Origin of the sequence: Ramlibacter tataouinensis, from assembly GCF_027941915.1 — a bacterium.
Classification (GTDB): Bacteria; Pseudomonadota; Gammaproteobacteria; order Burkholderiales; family Burkholderiaceae_C; genus Ramlibacter; species Ramlibacter tataouinensis_C.
Genome location: NZ_CP116009.1, coordinates 1,066,971 through 1,091,146 on the forward strand (window position 1 = coordinate 1,066,971; position 24,176 = coordinate 1,091,146).

Here is a 24,176-nt window from a genome sequence, read left to right on the forward strand (position 1 = left end):
GAGCCTAGCACCCACACCCGACGCTTGAAGAACGGCGTGCCGATGCGGGAGCAGCTCGGCACCCGGGGCTCAGGCGGCCTGCCCGAGCTCGGCCTTGACCGCCTTCAGTGCCTGCACGAACTCCTCCACGCTGCGCGCGCGCGGGCGGAACTTGCACCAGTGCACATAGACCGGGACGCTCGGGCTGCCCTTGAGCGGAACGGCGACCAGGCCCTGCTGGCGGCAATCCATGGCCGCGAACTCATCGACGATGGTGATGCCGATGCCTTCGGCGACGAAGGACAGCGCGGACTCGACGAAGCGCACGAACACGGCGATCTCGCGCGCGGCACCGGCCCGCTGGTAGGCCGCATCGATCAGGCGGCCATGGGGGGTGTCCTTCTCGAAGGAGATCAGGGTCTCGCCGGCGAGGTCGCGCGGCGACAGCGCGGTGCGCCCGGCCAGGCGGTGGCGCCGCGGCAGCACGCACACCAGCCGCCCGTGCGCGACCACGGTGGACGCCACCGTCGGGTCGTCCATGTCGGCGATCGACGCCACGCAGGCGCCGCGATCGAACCAGAGGTAGTCGCGGATGTCCTTCTGGGCCAGGAAGTCGCAGTAGTAGACGCGCTCGCTCTGCCGGTCGCGCAGCCGGCGCAGGGCCCGCGGCACGAGCTTCACGCCGACGCTGGGCGTGGTGCCGAAGCGGAAGACGCCGGCGTCGCCGCGCACCACCGCCTGGATGCTGTCGACCAGCTTGTCGAACTGCCCGTAGACACGCTCGACTTCCTCGAAGATCTGCCGCGCCTCGGTGGTCGGCAGCAGGCGGCCGCCGATGCGCTCGAACAGCCGCACGCCGAGCTGGCTCTCGAACCGGCTCAAGGTGACGCTGAGCCCCGGCTGCGCCACGTGCAGCTGCCTGGCGGCAGCGGTGATCGAGCCGGTGATCATCACGGTGCGGAACACCTCGATCTGGCGCTCGGTGAGCCGGGGACGGGGCGTCGGCGGGCGGGACTCCATAAACATGGATTATGGAGGACCGACGAGAATGTATTTGCGGGGCCGCCCGGTGCTGGCCGACACTGCCGCCCCATGATCAGAGGCACGACCCAACTCGTCGCGATCATCGGCTCGCCGATCGCGCAGGTGAAATCGCCGGAGAACTTCAACGCCTGGTTCGACGCTGCCGGCGCGGACCTGGCGATGGTGCCGATGGACGTGCGGGCGGGCGAGCTCGACGCCTGCCTTGCCCTGCTGCGCGGCTGGCAGAACCTGCGCGGCTGCGTGGTCACCGTCCCCTATAAACAGGCGTTTGCCACGCGCGTGGACGCGCTCAGCCGACGCGCCGCCGCGCTCGGCGCCGTCAACGTGGTGCGGCGCGAAGCCGATGGCCGCCTGGTGGCCGACATGGTGGACGGGCTCGGCTTCCTGGGCGCCGCCCAGGCCCACGGGTTCGCACCGGCCGGCGCCCGCGCCGTGGTGGTCGGCGCCGGCGGGGTGGGCAGCGCGATCGCCTATGCGCTGTGCGAAGCCGGTGTCGGCAGCCTCGCCCTGCTCGACGTCGACGCCGGCCGCCAGGCCCGGCTCGCGGCGGTGCTGCGCAACGGTTTTCCCGAGGTGGACCTGCAGCTCGAGTGCGCCAGTCTCGCAGGCGTCGACCTGCTGGTGAACGCCACGCCGGTCGGCATGGGCGACACCGGCGCACTGCCGCTCGACCCCGCGCTGCTGCAGACCCTGGGAGCCACCGCACACGTGGCGGACGTCGTCACCTCGCCCGTGGTCACGCCGTTGCTGGAGCTGGCACGCACCAGGGGGTGCACCGTGCAGACCGGCCCCGAGATGGCCAAGGCGCAGCTGGGCCACCTCGGCGTGGCCATGGGCGTGATGCCGGAGTCGCACGCATGACCCCGCGGGCGCGGGAACGCTACGACGTGGTGGTGGTGGGCGGCGGCGCCGGCGGCACCGCGGCCGCGGTGGCAGCCGCCCGCAGCGGTGCACGCACGCTGCTGATCGAACGCTATGGCTTTCTCGGCGGCGCGGCGACCAATTCCCAGGTGCTGGCCTACTGCGGCTTCTACCTCAGTGGCGAGCAGCCGGTGCAGGCCGTGCACGGGATCGGGGGCGAGCTGCTGGGACAGTTGCGCCAGCTGGGCGTCGCGACCGACCCGGTGCGCTCGCGCGGCGGGCGCTGGATCGTGATGCTGGAGTCCGAACCGCTGAAGCTGGCCTTCGACCGGCTGGTGCTCGCCAGCAGGGTGGAGCTTTCGCTGCACACGCTGCTGGTCGGCGCGACCGTGAGCGGCAACCGGATCGAGGCGCTCACGCTGGCCGACCACCGCGGCCTGCGCGAGGTGGAAGCGGCCAGCTTCGTGGACGCGAGCGGCGAGGCGGACCTGTGCGCCCGCGCCGGCGTGCCGTTCACGCAGCCCGGCGGACCCGGCGCCCAGCTGCAGCCGGGCTCGCTGCCGGTGCGCCTGGGCGGCGTGCCGCCGGACGTGGAACCCGACCGCGCCCGGCTCGCCGAGCTCGTGCGCGAGCACAACGCGCGTTCGCCCTGGAAGATCGAGCGCGCCGACGGCGGCGTGCTGCTGCGCCTGCCGCAGTCGCGCGACTTCTGGTGGATGGCGGTGGACCTGGTCACCGACGGCATCTCCGCGGCCGACCAGACCCGCGCCGAGACCGCCGCGCGCGAGGCCGCCCATGCCAGCCTGGGCATGATCCGGCAGTTGCCGGGGTTCGAGCACGCCTACCTGCTCGCGAGCGGCCCGCAGCTGGGCATCCGCGAGAGCCGGCGGCCGCGCTCGCGCGGCGACATGGGCGCCGACGACGGGCTGGCCGGACGGCAGCGCGCCGACGGCGTCGGCCGCGCCGCCTGGCCCCTGGAAATCCACGAGGCGCCCGGTAGGGTGCGCTTCATGGCGCTGGGCGGCGCAGGCTTCTTCGACCTCGCGCCGAGCGCCCTGCGGGCCGACGCCATCGACAACCTGTACCTCGCCGGCCGCGTGATCGGCTGCGACCCGCAGCTGTATGGCTCGCTGCGGGTGATGGGCACGGCGTTCGCGAGCGGCCATGCCGCCGGCGCCGCCGCCGCCCTGCTGGCGCAAGGGCGCCAGGACGACCCGGGCGAACTGCGCCGCGTCCTCGCCGCGCAAGGCGCCCTCCTCTGATTCGAAACCACGACAACGACATGACGACTGCAAGCTCTGCGCACGGCGACGACGGCTTCGACCTGGTGGTCCTGGGAAGCGGGGCTGCGGGGCTGGCCGCCGCCGTGACCGCCGCTCGCCGCGGACTGCGCACCCTGGTCATCGAGAAGGCCGCCAGCTTCGGCGGCGCTTCCGCCATTTCCGGCGGCGCCATCTGGATCCCCGGCAACGACGCCGCGGTAGCGCAAGGCCTGGACAGCTCGCTCGATCGCGCCCGCACCTACCTGCGCAACGTCATCGGCCCGGGCTACCGCCCCGAGCTGGTCGACGCCTACCTCGAGCGGGGGGCTGAGGCGCTGCGCTTCCTGGAGGCGCACTCGGAACTGGCATTCCGGGTGCGCCCGGTGTCGCCCGACTACCACCCCGAGCGCGAGGGGGCCTCCAACGGCGGCCGCACGCTGGAAGTGCTGGAGTACGACGGCCGGCGCCTGGGCGATCGGTTCCGCCACCTGCGCCGGCCGCCCGAGGGAATGATGGTGTTCGGCGGGATGATGGTGAACCGCGTGGACATCCAGCATTTCCTGAATGCGAGCCGATCGCCGCGCTCGGCCTGGCACTGCGCGAAGCTGCTGCTGCGGCACGGCCGCGATCGCCTGCAGCACCCGCGCGGCACGCGCCTGACCACCGGCAACGCCCTGGTGGCGCGGCTGGCCACGACGGCGTTCGAACTGGGCGTGCCGCTGTGGCTGCAAACCGAGGTCACCGGCCTGCTGGCCGAAGGCGGCAAGGTGCGCGGCGTGCAGTACGTGCGCCATGGCCGCGCCGGCGAGATCCGCGCGCGCGCCGGGGTCATCCTGGCCACCGGCGGCTACGGCGCCGGCGCACAGGCCGAGCAGGACCTGCCGGCGACCGGCCAGCCGCACTTCACGATGTCACCCGGCAGCGCCACCGGCGACGGCCTGGCGCTCGGCCAGTCCATCGGTGCGGCCGCCGGCGCCGGCCTGGCCTCCAACTTCTTCTGGGCGCCGGTGTCGGTGCTGCAGCGCGCCGACGGAACGACCGAGAAGTTCCCGCACCTGGTGACCGACCGCGCCAAGCCGGGGATCATCGCCATCAACCGGCTGGGGAAGCGCTTCGTGAATGAAGCCGACTCCTACCACCGCTTCGTCCAGGCCATGCACCGCGAGCCCCGCGACAACGTGCCCTGCCACCTGGTCTGCGACGCCGCGACGCTGAAGGCCTACGGCCTCGGGCTGGCCCGGCCGGGGCCGTCCAGCCAGGCGGAACTGCTGGAGCAAGGCTACCTGCTGCGCGCCGACACGCTCGCCGGACTCGCCGCGCGCCTCGGCGTGCCGCCCGCGACGCTGGAGGCCGAGGTCGCGCGCTACAACAAGGACGCCGAAGCCGGCGTGGACGCGGCGTTCGGCAAGGGGACGTCTTCCTATAACCAGTCGATGGGCGATCCGAACCATCGCCCGAACCCCTGCCTCGCCCCGCTGCGCCACGGACCGTTCTACGCCGTGACGCTGTATCCGGGCGACCTCGGGTCGGCCCGCGGCCTGCTCACCGACGCCAGCGCGGCGGTGCTTGCCGCCGACGGCCAGCCGATCGACGGCCTGTACGCCGTCGGCAACGACATGAATTCCGTGATGGACGGCAGCTACCCGGGGCCGGGCATCACGCTGGGCCCGGCCCTGACCTTCGGCTACATCGCCGCGGCGCACGCCGCCGAGCGGGCCACGAACCCGCGCCGAACCATTTGATCTCCATCGCATCCAAGGAACGCCCATGATCTACGAACTACGCACCTACACCCTGCGGCCGACGCGCCAGGCCGACTGGCTGCGCCTGTACCAGGCCGAGGCGCTGCCCGTGCAGCTGGAACACCTCGGCCAGCTGGTCGGCTTCTTCACCACCGATGTCGGCACCGTCAACCAGGTGGTCCACCTGTGGGCCTTCGCCAGCGCCGACGATCGCGACGAGCGCCGCGCCCGCATGGCGGCCGACCCGCGCTGGCAGGAATTCGGCCGCAAGAACAAGGAGCTGGACGCCGTCGTCCATCTCGAGTCGCGCCTGATGCGCGGCACCGAGTTTTCGCCGCTGCGCTGAGCGCCGCGGCCGCACCCTTCGAAGGAAAGAATCACCATGCAACGTCGTCATTTCCTCCAGGCCGCCGGCGCGCTGGGCGCCGCCTCCGTGGGCCTGCCCGCGCTTGCGCAGGCCTGGCCCGCGCGCCCCGTCAGGATGGTCGTCACCTTCCCGGCCGGCAGCTCGCCGGACGTGGTGGCCCGCCTGCTGACCGAGCCGCTGTCCAAGGTGCTGGGGCAACCGGTGGTGGTGGAGAACAAGCCCGGCGCCGGCGGCAGCCTGGGCACTGGCTTCGTGGCCCGCTCGGAAGCGGACAGCCACACCTTCCTGTTCACCACGCAGGGGCCGCTGGTCACCACGCCGCTGCTGACGCCCAACCTCAACCACGACCCGGCGCGCGACCTGGCACCGGTGACGCACGTGGCGACGTCCCCGAACGTGCTGGTCGCCAGCCCCCGGCTCGGCGCGAAGAGCGTCGCGGACTTCGTGCGCATCGCGCGCGAGAAGAAGGGCGCCCTGAACTACGGCAGCATCGGCAACGGCAGCGCGACCCACCTGGCGATGGAGTTGCTGAAGTCGCGCGCCGGCGTCGACGCCCTGCACGTGCCCTACCAGGGCCTGCCGCAGGTCATGAACGCCATCCTGGCCGGCGAACTCGACGTGGCGTTCACGGTGCCCAGCGTCGCCATGCCCCACGTGCAGGCCGGCAAGCTGCAGGTCCTGGGCGTGTCCACCCTGCAGCGCACCACCGCGCTCCCCGACCTGCCGACCATCGCCGAGCAGGGCTATGCCGGCTTCGAGGCGATCTCCTGGCACGCCGTGCTGGCACCGGCCAAGACGCCCGCGGCGGTCATCACCCGCGTCAACCAGGAACTGGTCAAGATCATCCGCTCCGAGGCCGTGGCCGGCAGGCTGCAGCAGCAGTACTTCGCGGCGGTCGGCTCCTCGCCCGCCGAGCTGGCCGCGCTGATGGACCGCGAGCGCCAGGTGTGGGGGCAGGTGATGCGCACCGCCAAGGTCACGTCCGAATGAACCCCGGCGCGGTGCACCGGCGGCACCGCGCCAGCGCAAGGAAAGGCACGCCTTGCGCGTGCCCGACCCATTGCTGGGGCTCCAAGCCCCAGCGCATCGCGATTTCGGCAGCGCACCTGGCCCGCGGGTCGCTGCCGCTCAGATCCGGTAGGCGCGTCGGCTTTCGGGCGAGACCAGGTCGTGGTACTGGGGGTGCTTGCGCAGGAAGCCCGCGATGAACGGGCAGGCCGGCATCGCCAGCAGTGAGCGGCGGCGCACCTCGTCCAGGGCGTAGCGCGCGATCGCCGAACCGATGCCGCGGCCCTCGAAGGCCTGCAGCACTTCCGTATGCGTGAAGAGCACGCCGGTCTTCAGCAGGTTGTACTCGGCGAAGGCAGCCAGCTCGCCGCCGACGTGCAGTTCGAAGCGATGCCCTTCCCGGTTGTCCGAGAACTGGAAAGCATCGCCCGCCGTTGCATCTTCCATGGGGGCCTCCATGCGCATGCGTGCGCGGTGGCCAGTATGCGCGCGGCGCAGGGCCGGGCCCGCGTCGCGGCGGGTGACGGCAGCAGGGACAGAGCTGCGCCTCCTTCGTCGGGCGACCCGCCTGACGCTGCTGCCGCGGCCCTTTCGCGATCCCTCTACTGCTGCGGCACGTTCGCTACCTTCACCAGGTCTGCCACCAGCTTCTGGTCGGCCGCCAGCTTGGCCCGGAACGCATCGCCGGCGGTGAAGGCGGGCGTGATGCCCGACTGCATCAGCTTGCTCGCGACCTCTTGCTGCACGAGGGCGGACTGCAGCGTCGCGGCGACCCGATCCACCACGTCCTTCGGCGTGGCCGCCGGCGCGAACACGCCGAGCCAGGCCGGGAAGTCCAGCCCCGGGAAGCCGGCCTCGATCGCGGTGGGCACGCCGGGCAGCAGCGGGGTGCGCTCGGGGGTCAGCACGGCCAACGCCTTGAGCTTGCCTGCGCGTACCTGCGGCGAGGCGTTCGAGATGGAATCGAACATTGCCTGCACTTGTCCGCCCAGCAGGTCGGTGGATGCGGGCACCGCACCCTTGTAGGGCACGTGCAGCAGCTGGGTGCTCGTCTTGTGGGCGAACAGCTCGCCGGAGAGGTGCAGGATGGTGCCCGGGCCGGACGAGGCATAGCTCACCTTGCCCGGGTTTGCCTTGACGAACTGCACGAACTCGGCCAGCGTGTTCACCGGCACCGAAGGATGCACGACGATCACGGTCGGGCCGTAGCCGATCATCGCCACCGGCACGAAGTCCTTGGTCGCGTCGTAAGGCAGCTGCCGGCGCAGCGCCGGCGCGATGACGTGGGTGGACGAAGACGTGACCAGCAGCGTGTAGCCGTCGGCCGGCGCGCGCGCCACTTCGCCGGCGCCGATGGTGCCGCCGGCGCCCGACTTGTAGTCGACGATGACGGTCTGCTTCAGGCCGCCTTCGAGGGCCTGCGCCACGCTGCGCGAGACCACGTCCACCGGCGAGCCGGGCGGAAACGGATTGATGATCTTGATGGTGCGGGCCGGCCAGGCCTGGGCCCGGGCGGCAAGCGGTGCCAGACCCAGGGCGAGCAGCGCGGCGGTAGCGGAACGGCGATCCATATCTTGTCTCCTTGGAGGTTGGTTACTGTCAGGCGTCCAGCAGGATGCGGCCGCCACGGGTGAGCGTCTGGCCATCGACGGAAATTTCCGGGTGGCGGATCACGCCTTCGAGGCGCAGCTTGGCGTGGCAGGTGCCGCCCAGCACGATGGTGTCGCCCACGCCGATGTGCGACGTGGCGTACATCTTCTTGTCGGTGCGCATGGAGCCTGTGGGCGTCACGTTCCTGTTCAGGCCGATCGAAACCTCGGCCGGGCAGTTGTAGCTGGCCGGATCGTTGGCCTGCTCCAGGATCTTGCGCCAGGCCTGCGCCTGGGCCCCGCCTTCGATGTCGGTCACCATGCCCTTCTTGATGGTCAGGATGATCGGCTCCTTGAGCAGGCCCACCGAGTGGGCCGTGAGGTCGAACACCACCCGCCCTTCGCCCGTGCCTTCCACCGGGCAGACGTGCGCCTCGCCATCGGGGAAGGCGCAGCCGCCGCCCTTGCCGGGGTGCAGCGCCAGCGGCATGCCAGCGATCGAGCGGCCGGGGCGGCCCACGATGCTGGCGGTGAGGTCCGTCCCGTTGGGGCAGGTCACGCGCACCTGGCTGCCTTCGGTATAGACCTGGGCGATCTTCAGCCCGAGGCGGTTCATGGCCTCGTAGTCGGCCCAGGCGGGGCCGCCCGGAGCGAGCATGGCGACGGTGAGTTCTTCCATCAGGATGAACTTCTTGTTGGCATCGACCAGGTCGTCGGTGATGCGCGCGTGCGCCATCGCCGTGCTGGTGAGGTAGACGACGAGGTCGACCTCCGGATCGCGCGCCGCGTGCACGACCGGGCTGGCAGGGTTGGCCGCGTGGTGCGCGCGCGGCGTCATCACCGTGACCACCGGCTCCATGTCGAGGCAGTTGGCGGCAGTGGCCAGGCCTTGCCACAGCAGCGGGTCCATCCCGGTGTCGGTGATGATGAGAACCTTGTCGCCGGCCTTGGCGTTGAGCTTCAGCGGTGTCTGGAATACCTTGGCGATCTCGATCAGTTTCTGGGACATGGAGAATCTTCGGTTGGTCGGGAATCAGGCGCGGTCGCGCGTGCGGTCGTATTCTTCGCGCGGGCCGGTGGCGCCCACGTGCAGCCCGCTGTCGATGATCACGTGGGTGCCGGTGCAGGCACTGCTCATGGGCGAGCAGAAGAACAGGATCGGCGCCGCCACTTCCTCGGGCTGCACCCAGCGGCCGAGCGGCAGCTCGCGCGGCACGCGCTCCAGTGTCTCCACGCTGATCTTGGCTTTCATCTGCGGCGTGAGCACCGGGCCCGGCAGCACGGCATTCACCCGGATGTTGTCGCGCCCGAGTTCGTACGCAGCATGACGGGTGAGGCCGATCACGCCGGCTTTGGCCGCCGTGTAGCTCACGCCGTTGTTCATCGACATGCGCAGGCCGGCGAGCGATCCGACGGTGACGATCGCGCCGCCGCCGCGCCGGCGCAGCGCCGGGGCGCCCGCCTTGATGGCGTTGAAGGGGCCGGTCAGGTTCAGGTCGATGACGGCGTGCCAATCTTCGATCGACAGGGTCGACAGGGTCTGGCGGGTGCCGCCGCCGGCGACGCTGACGACGTAGTCGAGGCCGCCGAGTTCGCGCTCGGTGCGCTCCACGGCGGCCGCAAAGGCCTCGAGGTCGCGCACGTCCATGGTGCCGGCGATCGCCGTGGCGCCGTCGCGCCGCAGTTCCGCTGCGACGCGCTCGGCGCCGTCGCCGTCACGGTCGAACAAGGCGACCGCGACGCCTTGTTGCGCGAACAGCCGCGCGGTGGCCGAGCCGATGCCGCCGGCGCCGCCGGTGATGAGGGCGGCCTTGCCCTCGAGTCCGATATTCATGTGTTGCCTGGAAGTGATGAGGAGGCGGCGCGCCAGCGCACCTGCACGCCGGCGTCGTCTTCGTAAGGGCGGATCAGTTCGCTGTAGTCGGCTTCGGGGCCGACGCGTGCGGCAGCCTGCGACCAGCCCGCGAAGGCAGCTTGCGCCATCCCGGCAGGCAGCCCGCGCGCGCCGGCTTCGTCGATGAACAGCGAGAGATCCTTGAGCATCAGCCCGAGCGGTCCACCGTAGTCGAAGGTGCCGGGCAGGATGGACTTTGGAAACTTGTCGAGGGTGGCGGCGTTGCGGCCCGACCCGGCATTGATGGCCGCCACCAGGGTGCCGGCATCGAGCCCGGCCTGCACGCCCAGCACGACGCCTTCGCACGAGGCGACCATGGCCGCCGCCGAAATCGCGTTGTTCACCAGCTTGCACACCTGCGCCAGACCCGGCCGGTCGCCGACGTCGAACTGCTTGCCGGCCAGTGCCTGCAACTGCGGGCGTACCGTCGCCACGTGTTCGGCCGCACCCGCGTGCATGACGGAGAGCGTTCCGGCCTCGGCGCCCTTCGGTCCGCCGCTGACCGGAGCGTCCACCAGGGCGATGCCGCGGGTCGCCAGCATGGCGGCCATGTCGCGGACGGAGGCCGGGCCGACGGTGGAGGTCTCGACCACGACACGCACGGCGCTGCCGGTCGCCAGCTCCTTGGCCACCGCCTGCGCCGCCTCCACCGAAGGCAGGCAGAGGAACACGGTCCCGGCGCGGTCGGCCACATCGCGGGCCGATGCGCCTACGGTGGCGCCCAAGGCCTGGAAGCTGGCGCAGGCCGCAGCCGAGAGGTCGTGCACCACCAGCGGGAATCCTGCGGCGGCCAACCGGCGCGCGAGCGCGCCGCCCATGTGGCCGAGTCCGATGAAGCCGGTGGTCTGCATGGAACGCAGGTTAGCGGCCAAGTCGGCGACGGGGAAGATAGAAGAGTCCACATGGCGGAACGCTCAAGACCCGCACCGAGACTGGCTCAGGCGGGCGCCGCCAGTTGCAGGCGCGCCTCGATCTGCGCCTTGCTGGCGCGCAACAGGTTCGCCAGCAGGTCCAGGCGCTTCTCGATGCGAAAGCGCAAGGCGCAGATCGAGATCCCCATGATCGGCGTGCCGTAGGCGTTCTGCACCGCAATGCCGATCGACATGATCTCGGGCGCCTCGCCCGGCGCATTGACGGCGTAGCCCGCCTGACGCGCCTGTCGCACCATGCCCTTCAGCGCATCGACGTCCGGCTCGCCCGCCGCGCGCAACCGCGCCGCGTTGGCGTCGAGGATCCGGCCGGCGGATTCGGGCGGCATGGCCGCCAGCATGGCGATGCTGCCGGCCCCGCTGCCCATCGGGCGGCGACGGCCGACCTCCAGCATGAAGGCCTTGACCGGGTAACTGCCTTCGCGGCGGTCGAGGCAGACGCCGTCGAGGCCGCTGCCGATGATGGCGAAGACCGTGTCACCGCTGCCTTCGGCCACCGCGGCCAGGGCATCGCTGCTCACGCCATACAGCGCCAGCGGCGGCTGGGCCACCAGCCCGAGCTCGTAGACCAGCGGGCCCAGCAGGTAGCCGCGGGTGGCGGGGTTCTGGCGGACCAGTCCTTCCTCGACCAGCCGCCGCAGGATGCGGTGGGCGGTGGGGCGCTCCAGCTCCAGTGCTCGCGCGAGTTCGGCCAGGCCGATCTCGCGGCGCGCGCTGCCGGCGATCGCGCGCAGCAGGGCGGCCGCGCGCGCCACCGCCTGGGTGCCCGAGGCACCGCCGGCGGCCCGTGGGGGAAGGAACTTGTTGAGCGCATCCATGGTCCACATTCTGGACTACACGTGCTCACTGCCACGTGATCGAGAACGGCTGCTTCTGGACCCTTGGCAGACGTGTCTCGTGCGTCTGCTTTCCGAGGCTCGAAGTCACCTGCAACGGCCCGCACCGGACGGAAGCGCCTACTTGGATATCCTGGCCGCCGCCGCCTTCAGGGCCTGCGCGAAATCCGCGGCCGCCGGCTTCGCCACCGCTCCCCTGCGCGACACCAGGAAGAGGTCGAGGTGCGCCGCGGGTTCGACCAGCATGGCCACGCTCAGCCCGTGGCGAAGGCACTCGTCCAGCACGAACGAAGGAACGATGGCATGCCCGTGCCCGGCCTGCACCATGCCGATCAGCGTTCCGATCAGGTTCATGCGCGGGCGCTCCTGTGGCTCGCTGCCCAGCCGCACCAGGTGCTTCTCGATCAGCGCCTGGATCGGGTTGTCCGTGGGCAGGCTCACCAAGGGCAGGCCCTTGAGGCTGCTCCAAGGCCGGCTGTGCCCCAGGCCGGGGGGCTGCGTGCCGGGCGGACTGATCCGCATCAGGCGGAAGCGACACAGTGGCTCGCGCAGCAGGCCCGCGGCCGGCTTGATGAAAAAGCCCAGCCCGATGTCCGCCTCTTCCTCGAGCACCCGCCGGCGCACCATGTTCACGTCCACGTCGGCCAGGTGCACGCGCACGTGGGGATGGGTGTCTGTGAACGCGCGCACCACGCCCGGCAGCAGCGTCGACGCCACCATCGGGGTGGCCGCCACGTCGAGGCGCGACCGTACGGCGGCCTGGGCGCCACCGATCACGGCCTGCAGGGTGCGCAGCTCGCCGACGATGCGCTCGGCCACGGACTGCAGACGCCGGCCCGCCTCGGTGAGCGTCACCGAGCGGGTGGTGCGCTCGAAGAGCCGCGCCCCCACCTGCTCCTCCAGTTCCTTGACCAGCATGCTCACGCCCGAGGGCGACATCGGGATGGCTTCGGCGGCCTTGGCAAAGCTCTGCAACCGGCAAATTTCGAGGAATGTGAGCAGCTGGCGGCTGCTCACATTCATCAGCTTTCCTGAAGAATTCATCAAAATGTTCCGTTTGATTCAGATCAAGGAACCGCTTCCAATTGTGTAGTAGCGCGGCGCGGGAGCGCCGGACGCACCAGCCTGGGAGAAAGATGAATACGGACAGGAAAGAAGCCGGCCCGCAGGAGGCCGGCGTTGTGATCGTCGGCGGTGGGCCTGTCGGCCTGGGCCTCGCCATCGAGCTGGGCCAGCGCGGCATCCGCTGCACGGTGGTGGAGCGCTACCCGCAGCCGCAGCCCATCCCCAAGGGGCAGAACCTGACCCAGCGCACCATGGAGCACTTCCACTTCTGGGGCGCCGAGCAGGAGTTGCGCGCCGCGCGCACCATCCCGCCGGAGTACGGCATCGGCGGCCTCACCGCCTACGGCACGTTGCTGGGCCCCTACCACTACGACTGGCTGCAGCGCGACCTGGTCAAGCCCTTCTACTACACCGCCAACGAGCGCCTGCCGCAATACGCCACCGAGGCGGTGCTGCGCGCCCGCGCGGCGCAGCTGCCCAGCGTCGAAACGCTGTACGGCTGGAACGCCGAGAGCGTGGCGCAGGACGCCGACGGCGTGACGGTGACCCTCCACGAGCGCAAGGGCGAGGGCCGCCGCACGCTGCGCGCGGCCTATGCGGTGGGCTGCGATGGCGCCCGCTCCGGCGTGCGCGAGCAGGCCGGCATGACCCAGACCCGTACCGACCACGACCGCGTGATGGTGCTGCTGGTGTTCAAGTCGCGCCAGTTGCACCAGCTGCTGCAGCGCTACCCCGGCAAGAGCTACTACAACGTGCTGCAGCCTGAACTCCAGGGCTACTGGAAGTTCCTGGGCCGGGTGGACCTGGGCAGTACCTGGTTCTTCCACGCGCCGGTGCCGGCCGGCACCACGGCCGACAACTTTGACTTCAAGCACTTCCTGAACGAGGCGGTGGGGGCGGACTTCGAGGTGGAGTTCGAGCACATCGGCTTCTGGGACCTGCGCTTCGCGATTGCCGACAGCTACCGCAAAGGACGCGTGTTCATAGCCGGCGACGCCGCGCACAGCCATCCGCCCTATGGCGGCTACGGCGTCAACTCCGGGCTTGAGGATGCGCGCAACCTGGGCTGGAAGCTGGCCGCCACGTTGCAGGGCTGGGGCGGCGACGCCCTGCTGGACTCGTACGACGCCGAGCGGCGGCCGGTGTTCGCCAGCACCATCCACGACTTCATCGCCAAGGCGATCGCCGACGACAGGCAATTCCTGGAGGCGCACGACCCGGCGCGCGACAAGGCCGGCTTCGAGGCCGCCTGGCAGGCGCGCGCCCAGGGCGCGGTGGGCGAGGTGCATGCCTTCGAGCCGCACTACGAGGGCTCGCCGGTGGTGTGGCCGGGCGCCGGCACGGGCCGCGCCTGCAGCGCCAGGGGCGCGCACAAGTTCGAAGCGCGCGCCGGCCACCACATCGCCCCGGCAACGCTGGCCGACGGCCGCAACGTGTTCGAGGCCTTCGGCCCCGGCTTCACGCTGCTGGCACTGGGCGCGGATGCGGCCGGCGTGCAGGCCTTTCGCGATGCGGCGGCGGCGCTGGGGCTGCCGCTGCAGGTGGTGCAGGATCCGGCCCCTGGCGAAGCCGCGCGCTACGCCGCACGCTGGGTGCTGGTGCGGCCGGACCAGTTCGTGGCCTGGGCCGCGGCAGATGCCGCCATCACCCCCGACAGCGCGCGCCGCGTGCTGGCGCTGGCCCAGGGCCGCGCGCCCGAAAGCCCCCTCTTCCCGAACGACACAGGAGACGCATGATGCACAAGAACCCCGCTTCCCTCCCCCGCCGCACCGCGCTGCAGCTGGCCGCCGCTCTCGGCGCTGCCTCGCTGCTGGGCGGGCTGGCGCCGGCCTTCGCGCAGGACAGGTTCCCCACCGGCGCGGTGAAGATCGTGGTGCCCTTCGGCCCGGCCACCGGCCCGGACATCCTGGGCCGCACCATCGGCCAGAAGCTCTCGGAAAAGTGGGGCCAGCCGCTGGTGGTGGAGAACAAGAGCGGCGCCAGCTCCATGATCGGCACCAAGTTCGTGGCCGCTTCGGCGCCCGACGGCCACACGCTGCTGGTGACGGCCAACACGCTGATCCTCAACAAGGCGCTCAAGCCCAACGCCGACTACGACCCGATCAACGACATCGTGGCAGTGGCGCCGCTGGCCATCGGGCGCCTGACACTGGTGGCGCACCCCAGCCTGGGTGTCAAGAGCGTGCAGGAGCTGATCGCCATGGCCAAGGCCAAGCCGGGCGCGATCGACTATGCCTCGCCCGCCAACGGCACACCGCACCACCTGGCGATGGAGCTGTTCAAGCAAGGCACGGGCGTGGACCTCACGCACATCCCTTACACCAGCACGCCGGCGGCGGTGAAGGACGTGCTGGGCGGCCAGGTCAAGCTGATGTTCCTGCCCATCCACGTGGCACTGCCGCACGTGCAGGCCGGCAAGCTGGTGATGCTGGCCTCCGGCGGCAAGCAGCGCGCCGAGACCACACCCGACGTGCCCTCGGTGGCCGAAGCCAGCGGCGTGAAGGACTTCGACGCCGACATCTGGTACGGCATGTACGCGCCGGCCGGCACGCCCCCGGCGCTGGTGAACCGCCTGAACGCGGAGGTGAACGCGCTGCTGGGCTCGCCGGAGCTCAAGGCGATGTTCGAGAGGCAGGGCCTGAGCCCGCTCACCGGCACGCCGCAAGACCTGGCCAAGCTCACGCGCGACGACCTGGCGCGCTGGAACAAGGTGGTGAAGGCCGCGGGCATCAAGGCGGACTGAGACATGCAGCATCCCCTGGAGATCCACCGCCTCGTGACCGAGGACGAAGTCACGATCCAGATCGCCTGGATGCCGCCGCGCGACCCGGCCGCGCCGGTACTGCTGGCCACCCACGGCGTGGGCAACACCTTCACGCTGTCGGGCCTGTGGCGGGCGCTGCAGCTGCTGGCCGCGCGCGGCTGGGGCGTGGCCATGATCAACAACCGCGGCCACGACTGGGTGGCCATGAACCCGGGCGACCGCCGCTGGATCGGTGCGGCCTACGAAACGGTGGAGGAAAGCCGCTTCGACTTCCAGGCCGGCCAGCGCTGGCTGCGCGAGCGCGGGCACCGCCGCATCGTGATCGCGGGGCACAGCCTGGGCGGGCTGAAGGCCGCCTACACGCAGGCGCACTTTCCCGGCGAGGACGTGGTGGCGCTGGCGATGTTCTCGTCGCCGCGCCTGCCGGACGACAAGGTGTGGGACTGGCCGGCGCACCAGCAGTTGCTGGCGCGCTGCCGCGAGATGGTGGCGCAGGGCCGGGGCGAAGAGCTGATGCACGTCGACATGCCGACCAACACGCCGGCCATGAAGGGCCTGATGTGCTACCGGACCTACATCAACAAGTACGGGCCGGAGGCGGCGACGACGACGCTCGCGTTCGCCGACAAGATCCGCGTGCCGACCTTCCTCCTGGCCGGCGAGCTGGAAAAGCCGCAGCTGTCCTTCTCCATCGACATGGAAGAGGCGCTGGTGAATGCGCCGTCGGTCCAGCGCGTGATGGTGAGGGGCTGCGACCACATCTACACCGACCGGCACCAGCAGGTGGCGGACGCGGCGCACGAGTGGCTGGTCAAGCAGGGATAGATCCTCGGCTCACTTCTTCCGCCCTGAGCCAGTCGTGTTCAGGGCTGCTTCTGGCCGAAAGCGGCCTAGCTTGCGATCCGGTTTGGTGGCAATTCGACCCCTGCCCCGGAAACCCGTGCGCCCACCCTCTGGGTGTTGAGAGCGTGCGAGATCGGCCAGCATCGATTCCAGGAGAGATCGATGTGGTACGGTCGCCGCTTCGATCTGCGCATTGGCATTCACGCGCAGCGGGCAGAGACCTCGGTAGCCCTCTAATTCCTTAAAGGCGCACAGATGAAATTTCGCAAAGTGATTCCCGCCGCTAGGGGCGGCGAATCCGCCCGCTTCAGCGACGGCATCCTGGCCGGCAGCACCCTCTACGTGGCCGCCCAGATCGGCGTCGACGCGAACGGGGTGGCCTCGCCCGACGTGGCGCAGCAATGCCGCCAGACCTGGTCCAATATGGAAGCAGTCCTATCGGAGGCGGGCATGGGCATCGAGAACATCGTTAAGACCACGGTATTCCTGACTGACCGGGCCGACTTCCCGACCTACGCTGCAGTGCGCGACGAAGTGCTCAAGGGCCACAAGCCCGCAACCACCCTCGTCTACGTGTCCGGCCTGTTCAAGCCGGAACTGAAGGTGGAAATCGAGGCGATCGCCGTGAATGATGGAGTGTGAAGTCGCCTGCGCCACATCGACGCAAGCCAACAATGGCTGCTTGGGGTCGGGACCGGCCCTTGAATGACGCGCATCGTGAGTCTCTCTCAAAGGAGCTCACATGCGCACCGCAGCACAATCGCAGCACAACGCCTGGAACAAGGGTCGTCTTCTGGGCCAGAAGCCGCCACTGAAGCCAAAGGAGATCTGGTCCATCCGGACCCGTCTCCAGCTGTCAACCCAAACGCGTGACTTGGCTTTGTTCAACCTGGCGTTGGACGGCAAGCTACGAGGCTGTGACCTCACCGGCTTGCGCGTGCGGGAGGTCTTTTTGGGAGACATCCCCGCTTCTCGCGCGATCGTCATGCAGCGCAAGACGCAGCGCCCAGTGCAGTTCGAGATCACTGAGCCCACGCGCGACGCTTTGGCCGCATGGGTTTTGCGTCGGCAGCTGCGCCCTGGAGACTACCTCTTCCCAGGGCGGGGATCCGGGGCTCACCTATCCCTGCAAGTGGATGACGCGCTCGAAATTTCGGAACAGGTCGAGATCTAGGCTGCTTTCGACCCAAAGCAGCCGTGATTGCAGTTAGGGGCTGCGAGTAGTCCGTCCAGCGCGCTGCGCACGCGCTGCCGACGCGGCGTAGGCCTCGAAGCAGCGACTGATGTAGGGCGCGGGCCGATAAGACTCCGACTTCTTGGCGTCTGTATGCCGATATGGCAATCGGCTCGGCTCGCGCGGTAGCAAGATGGCCTCCACGTTACGGGCGATACGCAATGCCGCCACATAGCCGCAGCTGAACCCGCCGCGCGCACACCCGAGGCGCAACCCGGCCACGTCACGGGTTTTTTCTGAACCTTAAGGACGGTGGGCACGACCGCCGGAACGCGCTCGGCCGCGTCCGGGTGAGACAAGTTGATACCCGCGGCTGAGGCCATTCGGGTCAAGCCTGCCCGGAGAATGGCATGCGGCTTTTTCAGGAGAAACACAGGTGGTCAATCTGACGACGAATCCAGACTTCACGACCGACAGCACCACGGTGTCGACGACCCCGGCCGGAGCCGACTCGAAGGAAACGCGCGACTGGACCGGCAACGGCCATGAGCGCATCCATCGCTTCACCGGCACGATGCACCGGGCCATAGACAGCATCGAGCAGCGGCTGAGCTCAGCCGGCGGCATGTCCTCGACCCAGTCCCGGTACGGCGAGCAGGCCCGGCAGTACGGCGACAGGGTGCGCACGCGGATGAACGAACAAGCGCTGCAGGCTGTCGGCATCATGCTGGCGGCCGGCGTCCTCCTCGACCGGCTGTTCCTTCGCAAGCCGAAGGTGCGGGTGGTCGAGGTGCCGGTCCACCCGCGCTCGACCTGGGGCGCCAGCCCCGTGTTCGAACAGCACACCCGGCGCTGGAGCGACGCCGCGGATGCGCACCTGCAGCGCGCCAGGAGGACGGGTGAGAAGGCGGCCGGCAAGGCCTCGATGGCCACCGCTTCGGGGATTGCAGGCGCCAAGGCCGCAACGTCCAGCCTCGCGCGCGAAGCGTATGCCTTGCCGCTTCAGATGCGCCAGGCCACGCAGCGGCTGATGGCGCGCTCGCAGGAGTACGGCAGCATGGCACGCTCCGGCATGGAGACGCATCCTTGGGCCGGCCTGGGCGCCGTGCTCGCCGCCAGCAGCCTGCTGACGACGGCGTTGATGCGGCGCCGGAACCCGGACCCGGGCATGGCCTACATCAACGTGGAAGAACGAGGCAAGGATGCCGCGTGGCGGCGGAGCGGATACGACACCGGATTCGGCGGGATGACCTCTTCGCGGCCGGTGGCGTCGGGCGTGGTGGTACTCGGCCTCGGGATGCTCGCCGGCATGATGCTGAGGCGGCGCATGGAGTGAGCGCATCGGAGCGCGCAGCCAGTTCCCTGGCTTTCGAGGAGGCAGCCCCGCGACGGGACTCCTCCTCCAGCACGCACTCAGTCTAGCCGGCGCGAGGCGCCGAACGCGTTCATCGGCCCGCAAGCGGCGCAAGCGGCGCCGGCGGACCCTGCAGGGATCTTCGAACCGCGGCGCGCTCGACCGTGCAACGATCGCAGGCCATCTTCAGCTGGACGGGTGCAACAGTTCATTGTGCAGCTCGCACATCCAACTCAAGCGCCTAGAGTGGCTACTGCTCCACTCACCCGGAGGGACCGATGTCTAACCGACCAAAGCGCGCGCAGGCGCAGAGTTCTGCCAACGAGACCGCACAAGCGGCCCTGTCCGCCAGCTTCAGTTCGGCGTCCGAACTGACCCGGGAGCAGCTGGCTTTCAGCGCCGAGAACCTGGCGGCCTGGTTCCGCGCCGCGGAAGCCCTGCAATTGGCGCAGCTGCACCTGTCGCAGCGCGCCGCCTTGCTGCACCGGCAGGCCGCAGAGAACCTGCGCAATGCCTCCACTCCGTGGGAGATGCTGTCCGTCCAGGCGAACCTGGCGCTGTACGACTTCCAGGAAGGCATGCGCTTCCTGCAGGAGGCCCTGGTCGCCAGCACCCGGGCCGGCGGTGACGTGAGTGCAGCCGCACAGAAACGCGAGCAGGACGAGGCCCCCCAAGCCGCCAGCGCCGCGGCCCAGGTTGTGGAAGCGGCGATCAATGCCGCAGCGCCGATGGCGCAGGCGTGGCAACAGGTGTTCGCGGCTTCATTGAACGGCGCGCCGACGAAGCACCACTAAGCCGGGCCGCGGCCACCGGCCGCCAGCAACACCGGGCCGCGAGGTGAGCCGGCGGAAGCGCCGTGTCTCGCTGCCTCCAGCAGACGAAGATCGACCGCGATGGATTCCGATCAGTTCGAAAGTGCAATCACCGAATGGCGCCAGGTCTTGACGGAAGTGCTGAAGCTTGAGGGCGAAGCACTCGAGTCCATCCGACGCGCGGACGCCACTGCCATGGCGGCCGTCCGACAGGCGGGCGAGCTTCGCCAGAGGGCAGATGAATTGCTTGCTGAACTGGCCGCCACCGATGTCACCGATGCCGCGAGGACGCCCTAGCTGCTCTCCGAAGCTCGCCGAACTGCTCAGCCAAGGCGTATGCCTTGCCGACTGGGCGACTGGGCCGCCGCCGGAACAGCGATGTGCGCCCCCTCGAGCGCAGTTTCACGCCGGCTGCGGCGCGGTGTCGCCGGGCAGTCCTCGCAGCAAACGCACCTGCTGGTCATCCTCGCCCTTGCGCCCTTCCACGCGAGAGCATCCAGAAGCCTTGAGCATTGCGCAGCGCCGGGCAACGTCGCCGAGCGGACCAGCGGTTCCTGCCTTGAAGGACCACGCCTCTGGTCTGCTGAGTGCAGAGGCTGCACTGCCAAGTCATGGATGCAGCCATTCCCAGTCCGAGGCCTACCCCTAGCCGATCGGCTTGTCTTTGTCGCTCAGCGGAAGCCGGGCGATCCACGGGGGCGCCTCTCGATCGTCGGTGCGGCCGCCTGAGCAGGCCATTGGTGTCCTCGTTAGACCCGGGCGCACTCATCCGTAAGAGCCGCGCATACTGGATATCAACCGCCCGGCGAATGCAGCCGAAGGCAGGAGATGACCATGGACGAATTCTTGACCCACAACCGCGAGCAACTGGTTGAGCGCTGCAAGGCCAAAGTGGCTCAACGCCCCCTGCGTGCTGCCACTCCAGAGCAATTGAAGAATGGGGTTCCCCAGTTTCTGGAACAGTTGATAAGGACCCTCCGCGCGGAGAGGGAGGATCTTCCCGGTGAGAGCCTCAGGATCTCCGGTGCCCCGGGTGGCGCGTCAAGTGACCCCTCCGAGATCGGCGCCACTGCCACGGCGCATGGCAAGCAGTTGCTGGAGCTCGGGTACACGGTGGACCAGGTCGTCCATGACTACGGTGACTTGTGCCAAGCCATCACCGACCTTGCCGAAGAGCGAAATGCGCCCTTCAGCGTCGGCGAATTCAGAACCCTCAACCGCTGCCTGGACAATGCCATTGCCGACGCGGTCACCGAGTTCAGTGCTCAACGCGATGCCGCCGAGTCCCGCCGAGCCACGAGCGAATCCAATGAGCGACTGGGTTTCCTTCTGCACGAGCTTCGCAATTCCCTGCTGACCGCCAAGCTCGCGCTCACCGCGTTGGAAAGCGGCCAGTTACCCGTCGCAGGGGCGACGGGAGGCGTGTTGAAGCGCAGCTTGGCCACACTGACGTCACTGGTCAAGCACGCCCTCGACGAGGTGCGCGTCAGCGCGAGCCTCTCGCGGGAGCCGCAAGTCTTCTCCCTCGCAGGGTTCATCGCCGACGCCGGCAGCGCGGCGATGTTGGACGCCAATGCGCGCGGCTGTTCCTTCAACGTGAGACATATCGACACGGATCTTGAAATCGAGGGGGACCGGCAGCTTCTGATGGGCGCGCTGATGAACCTGATCCAGAACGCCTTCAAGTTCACCCACGCGCAAACGGAAGTCTCCTTGAACGCCTACGCGAGCGGTAACGGTGCGGTCTTTATCGAGGTCACCGATCACTGCGGAGGTCTCGCGCCAGGTATCGCGGAAACCATGTTCCAGCCGTTCTCCCGCGGCCAGCAGGACAAGAGTGGACTGGGACTGGGCTTGTGCATTTCGCGAGCGAACGTCGAGGCTGCCGGAGGTAGCCTGAGCGTCCGGGACGTGCCCGGGAGCGGCTGCGTCTTCACGATCCGTCTTCCCGAATATGCACGTCCCACCGCCGTGACAGGCACGCCTGAGCCGGCAAGAAGTGCCTAAGGGCAGTGCAAGGGTACTTGCCCACCACAGTGGTGGCTTGCTTGGTCAGCGCCGCGCGGCTGCAGGAGATGACTAAGCCAGCGCGGCTGCAGACATTTCTGCGTTGAGTCGGGGGCTCGCGCCTACATGGGAGCGTGCGGTGCGGCCATACGGTGGGGCAACCGGCCATCGTGCCGCTTCGCTTCACCACCTTCCCCATGCCCAAGACTCCCAAGACGCCCGCCAAGAGCGGGGCGGCGGCAAAGTCTGCCGCCCGCAACACTGACAGCGCCCCAAGCCGCATCGACCCGGGCGCAGCCGACGATCTGCCCGCCCGCAAGATGGCCGACACGCAGGCCCTGGCCGCCGCGATGCCGGACAACGCGACCAAGCCTGCCGAGCATGGTTTCTCCAATGGCGTAAACCCAGTCCCAGGCGCCACGGTCGAGCCGCGCTCCCGCCTGCCCACGGCCAGTACGCTGACGGAGGAACACGGGACCGCCAAGACCGGTAGCACCGCCATGGCCGGCACGAACGCGACCATCGAGCCGCTGGACCGTGTCCGCGTGGACTCCTCGGGGCAGATGCTCACCACCAACCAGGGCGTCAAGGTCGCCGACAACCAGAACTCGCTCAAGCTCGGAGTTCGTGGCCCGGCGCTGCTCGAAGACTTCATCCTGCGCGAAAAAGTCACCCACTTCGACCACGAGCGCATCCCGGAGCGCATCGTGCACGCGCGCGGCTCCGGCGCCCACGGCTTCTTCGAGTGCTACGAGCCCCTCACCGACATCACCAAGGCGGCTCCGTTTCGCGAGGCGGGGAAGACCACCCCGGTGTTCGTGCGCTTTTCCACCGTCCAGGGCGAGCGCGGCTCCAAGGACACGGCGCGCGACGTACGCGGCTTCGCGGTGAAGTTCTACACCGACGAAGGCAACTGGGACCTCGTGGGAAACAACATGCCGGTCTTCTTCATCCAGGACGCCATCAAGTTCCCCGACCTGGTGCACGCGGTGAAACCCGAGCCGCACCACCAGATGCCACAGGCCGCAAGCGCCCACGATACCTTCTGGGACTTCGTCTCGCTGATGCCCGAGTCCACCCACATGCTGATGTGGCTGATGAGTGACCGGGCCATCCCGCGCAGCTTTGCGACCATGCAGGGTTTCGGGGTGCACACCTTCCGCCTCGTCAACGACGCTGGCGAGTCGGTCTTCTGCAAGTTCCACTGGACGCCGATGGCAGGGACCCATTCGCTGGTGTGGGATGAGGCGGTGAAGATCTCCGGCGCCGACCCCGACTACCACCGGCGGGACCTGTGGGAGCGCATCGAATCGGGCAACTATCCCGAGTACGAGCTGGCGCTGCAGGTCTTCTCCGAGGAACAGGCGGCCGCGTTCAGCTTCGACATCCTTGACGCCACCAAGATCATCCCCGAAGAACTGGTGCCGCTGCGCCCCGTTGGCCGCATGGTCCTCAACCGCAATCCGGACAACTTCTTCGCCGAGACGGAACAAGTCGCCTTCTGCACGGCGCACATCGTGCCCGGCATTGATTTCTCCAACGATCCCTTGCTGGCCGGTCGCATCCACTCCTATGTCGACACCCAGATCACCCGCCTGGGCGGGCCGAACTTCCACGAGATCCCGATCAACGCGCCGGTCGTGCAGGTGCACAACAACCAGCGCGACGGGCTGCACCGCCAGGCGATTCCCCGCGGCCGCGTGTCCTATGAGCCGAACTCGCTGGCCGGCGGCTGCCCCTTCCAGGCCGGCGCCGTCCAGGGCTTTGTGAGCGTCCCGGCGCGCCTGGAGGCTCAGCAGGAGCAGGCCAAGGTGCGCGCCAAGCCCGAGAAGTTCGCGGACCACTACACCCAGGCGCGTCTTTTCTTCGACAGCCAGACGCCGGTGGAGCAGGACCACATTGCGAGCGCCTTCCGCTTCGAGCTCTCCAAGGTGACGATCGCGGCCATCCGTGAGCGCATGGTGGCGTCGCTGCGCAACGCGTCGGAGCCGCTCGCCAAGAAAGTCGCGAAGGGTCTGGACATCGACCCTCTGCCGGAACCCATGCGCCTCGCGCTGGCGGAGCCTGCAGCCCCCGAGGTGGAACGCTCGCCCGCCCTGTCTCTGCTCGCGCGCCCGGGCGACGGCTCGATCAAGGGCCGCAAGATCGCCATCCTCGTCGCGCCCGGGGTGGAAGGCGCATCGCTCGCCCGAGCCCAGGCCGCCTTGGTCGAACAAGGCGCCGTCGCCCGGCTGGTGGGAACGCGGATCGGCCGCATGACGACCGTTTCGGGCGATGTACTCAATGCCGATGCCTCGCTGGAAAACGAGCCGGGCTTCCTCTTCGACGCCCTGCTCCTGCCCGACGGGGATGAAGCCGTGGCGGCCCTTGCACAGGACGGCCACACGCTGGAGTTCATCAAGGACCAGTTCCGCCATTGCAAGGCCATCCTGGCGCTGGGCGCCTCCAAGGCACTGCTGGTCAAGACGGGCCTGCCGCCCAGCATGGACAGGAGCCTGGCACAGGGCGGCACCGGCCTGCTTGTGGCCGACGCCGCCGATGCCGACGAGGCGGTGGCCGCCTTCATCGCTGCCGTGGCCAAGCACCGGCACTTCGGCCGCGAGATGGATCCACCGCTGCTTTGACAAAGCAGCTTGAACTCACCGG

Annotated in this window: 22 protein-coding genes and 1 pseudogene; 15 read left to right on the forward strand and 8 right to left on the reverse strand. The window is 69.3% G+C overall.

All coding sequences use genetic code 11. The features are described 5' to 3' along the window. Positions 1-69: 69 nt before the first annotated feature. Positions 70-999: a LysR substrate-binding domain-containing protein gene (locus PE066_RS04910; protein ID WP_271235444.1), complete on the reverse strand. Its 930-nt coding sequence runs from the start codon at positions 997-999 to the stop codon at positions 70-72. A gap of 72 nt (positions 1,000-1,071) precedes the next feature. On the opposite strand from PE066_RS04910, the gene PE066_RS04915 reads away from it, so the two are divergent. From PE066_RS04915 to PE066_RS04935, 5 genes are read left to right on the forward strand one after another with little or no spacing between them, the layout of a single operon-like run. Continuing rightward, positions 1,072-1,884, forward strand: a complete 813-nt coding sequence (locus tag PE066_RS04915; protein WP_271235445.1) for a shikimate dehydrogenase family protein — start codon at positions 1,072-1,074, stop codon at positions 1,882-1,884. After that, a complete protein-coding gene (locus tag PE066_RS04920; protein WP_271235446.1) occupies positions 1,881-3,146 on the forward strand; it encodes an FAD-dependent oxidoreductase in 1,266 nt (421 codons plus the stop codon). The genes PE066_RS04915 and PE066_RS04920 overlap by 4 nt, the downstream gene beginning before the upstream one ends. A 20-nt stretch (positions 3,147-3,166) precedes the next feature. Then, a complete protein-coding gene (locus tag PE066_RS04925) occupies positions 3,167-4,888 on the forward strand; it encodes an FAD-dependent oxidoreductase (protein WP_271235447.1) in 1,722 nt (573 codons plus the stop codon). 25 nt (positions 4,889-4,913) lie between these two features. Then, the gene (locus PE066_RS04930) at positions 4,914-5,234 is read left to right on the forward strand and encodes an NIPSNAP family protein (RefSeq protein WP_271235448.1); all 321 of its coding nucleotides are present in this window, start codon (positions 4,914-4,916) and stop codon (positions 5,232-5,234) included. Between the two features lie 36 nt (positions 5,235-5,270). Continuing rightward, positions 5,271-6,245: a Bug family tripartite tricarboxylate transporter substrate binding protein gene (locus tag PE066_RS04935; protein ID WP_271235449.1), complete on the forward strand. Its 975-nt coding sequence runs from the start codon at positions 5,271-5,273 to the stop codon at positions 6,243-6,245. Between the two features lie 138 nt (positions 6,246-6,383). Here PE066_RS04935 and PE066_RS04940 read toward each other — a convergent pair whose 3' ends face one another. The 7 genes from PE066_RS04940 to PE066_RS04970 all read right to left on the reverse strand — a co-directional run bounded on the left by PE066_RS04940 (position 6,384) and on the right by PE066_RS04970 (position 12,534). Then, on the reverse strand, positions 6,384-6,710 hold the full coding sequence (locus tag PE066_RS04940; protein ID WP_271235450.1) for a GNAT family N-acetyltransferase: 327 nt from the start codon (positions 6,708-6,710) through the stop codon (positions 6,384-6,386). Between the two features lie 155 nt (positions 6,711-6,865). Next, on the reverse strand, positions 6,866-7,834 hold the full coding sequence (locus tag PE066_RS04945; protein ID WP_271235451.1) for a Bug family tripartite tricarboxylate transporter substrate binding protein: 969 nt from the start codon (positions 7,832-7,834) through the stop codon (positions 6,866-6,868). A gap of 28 nt (positions 7,835-7,862) precedes the next feature. Next, complete coding sequence (locus tag PE066_RS04950; protein ID WP_271235452.1) at positions 7,863-8,861, reverse strand: aminopeptidase; 999 nt, start codon at positions 8,859-8,861, stop codon at positions 7,863-7,865. Positions 8,862-8,885: 24 nt separating this feature from the next. Then, entirely contained in the window at positions 8,886-9,686 is an 801-nt protein-coding gene (locus PE066_RS04955) for an SDR family NAD(P)-dependent oxidoreductase (protein ID WP_271235453.1), read from the reverse strand. After that, positions 9,683-10,597 (reverse strand): NAD(P)-dependent oxidoreductase, encoded by a 915-nt coding sequence (locus tag PE066_RS04960; RefSeq protein ID WP_271235454.1) that lies wholly within the window; start codon positions 10,595-10,597, stop codon positions 9,683-9,685. Before PE066_RS04960 ends, PE066_RS04955 begins: the two co-directional genes overlap by 4 nt. 86 nt (positions 10,598-10,683) lie before the next feature. Further along, the gene (locus PE066_RS04965; protein ID WP_271235455.1) at positions 10,684-11,493 is read right to left on the reverse strand and encodes an IclR family transcriptional regulator; all 810 of its coding nucleotides are present in this window, start codon (positions 11,491-11,493) and stop codon (positions 10,684-10,686) included. Positions 11,494-11,631: 138 nt separating this feature from the next. Next, positions 11,632-12,534, reverse strand: coding sequence for a LysR family transcriptional regulator (locus PE066_RS04970; protein WP_271235456.1), 903 nt, complete (start codon positions 12,532-12,534; stop codon positions 11,632-11,634). Positions 12,535-12,647: 113 nt separating this feature from the next. Here PE066_RS04970 and PE066_RS04975 point away from each other — a divergent pair, with 113 nt between their 5' ends. From PE066_RS04975 to PE066_RS05020, 10 genes and pseudogenes are all read left to right on the forward strand, one after another. Beyond that, positions 12,648-14,312, forward strand: a complete 1,665-nt coding sequence (locus PE066_RS04975) for an FAD-dependent monooxygenase (protein ID WP_271235457.1) — start codon at positions 12,648-12,650, stop codon at positions 14,310-14,312. Continuing rightward, the gene (locus PE066_RS04980) at positions 14,309-15,319 is read left to right on the forward strand and encodes a Bug family tripartite tricarboxylate transporter substrate binding protein (RefSeq protein WP_271235458.1); all 1,011 of its coding nucleotides are present in this window, start codon (positions 14,309-14,311) and stop codon (positions 15,317-15,319) included. The genes PE066_RS04975 and PE066_RS04980 overlap by 4 nt, the downstream gene beginning before the upstream one ends. A 3-nt stretch (positions 15,320-15,322) precedes the next feature. Beyond that, positions 15,323-16,165 (forward strand): alpha/beta hydrolase, encoded by an 843-nt coding sequence (locus PE066_RS04985; RefSeq protein WP_271235459.1) that lies wholly within the window; start codon positions 15,323-15,325, stop codon positions 16,163-16,165. A 273-nt stretch (positions 16,166-16,438) separates the two neighbouring features. Then, entirely contained in the window at positions 16,439-16,825 is a 387-nt protein-coding gene (locus tag PE066_RS04990) for a RidA family protein (protein ID WP_271235460.1), read from the forward strand. Positions 16,826-16,925: 100 nt separating this feature from the next. Further along, positions 16,926-17,309, forward strand: a pseudogene (locus PE066_RS04995) (integrase); the annotation flags it as partial. 484 nt (positions 17,310-17,793) lie between these two features. Continuing rightward, positions 17,794-18,693 (forward strand): hypothetical protein, encoded by a 900-nt coding sequence (locus PE066_RS05000; RefSeq protein ID WP_271235462.1) that lies wholly within the window; start codon positions 17,794-17,796, stop codon positions 18,691-18,693. 296 nt (positions 18,694-18,989) lie between these two features. Continuing rightward, entirely contained in the window at positions 18,990-19,505 is a 516-nt protein-coding gene (locus PE066_RS05005) for a hypothetical protein (protein ID WP_271235463.1), read from the forward strand. 99 nt (positions 19,506-19,604) lie between these two features. After that, positions 19,605-19,820, forward strand: a complete 216-nt coding sequence (locus tag PE066_RS05010) for a hypothetical protein (RefSeq protein WP_271235464.1) — start codon at positions 19,605-19,607, stop codon at positions 19,818-19,820. A gap of 537 nt (positions 19,821-20,357) precedes the next feature. Continuing rightward, entirely contained in the window at positions 20,358-21,530 is a 1,173-nt protein-coding gene (locus PE066_RS05015; RefSeq protein ID WP_271235465.1) for a sensor histidine kinase, read from the forward strand. A gap of 197 nt (positions 21,531-21,727) precedes the next feature. Further along, positions 21,728-24,154, forward strand: a complete 2,427-nt coding sequence (locus PE066_RS05020) for a catalase (RefSeq protein ID WP_271235466.1) — start codon at positions 21,728-21,730, stop codon at positions 24,152-24,154. Positions 24,155-24,176 lie beyond the last annotated feature (22 nt).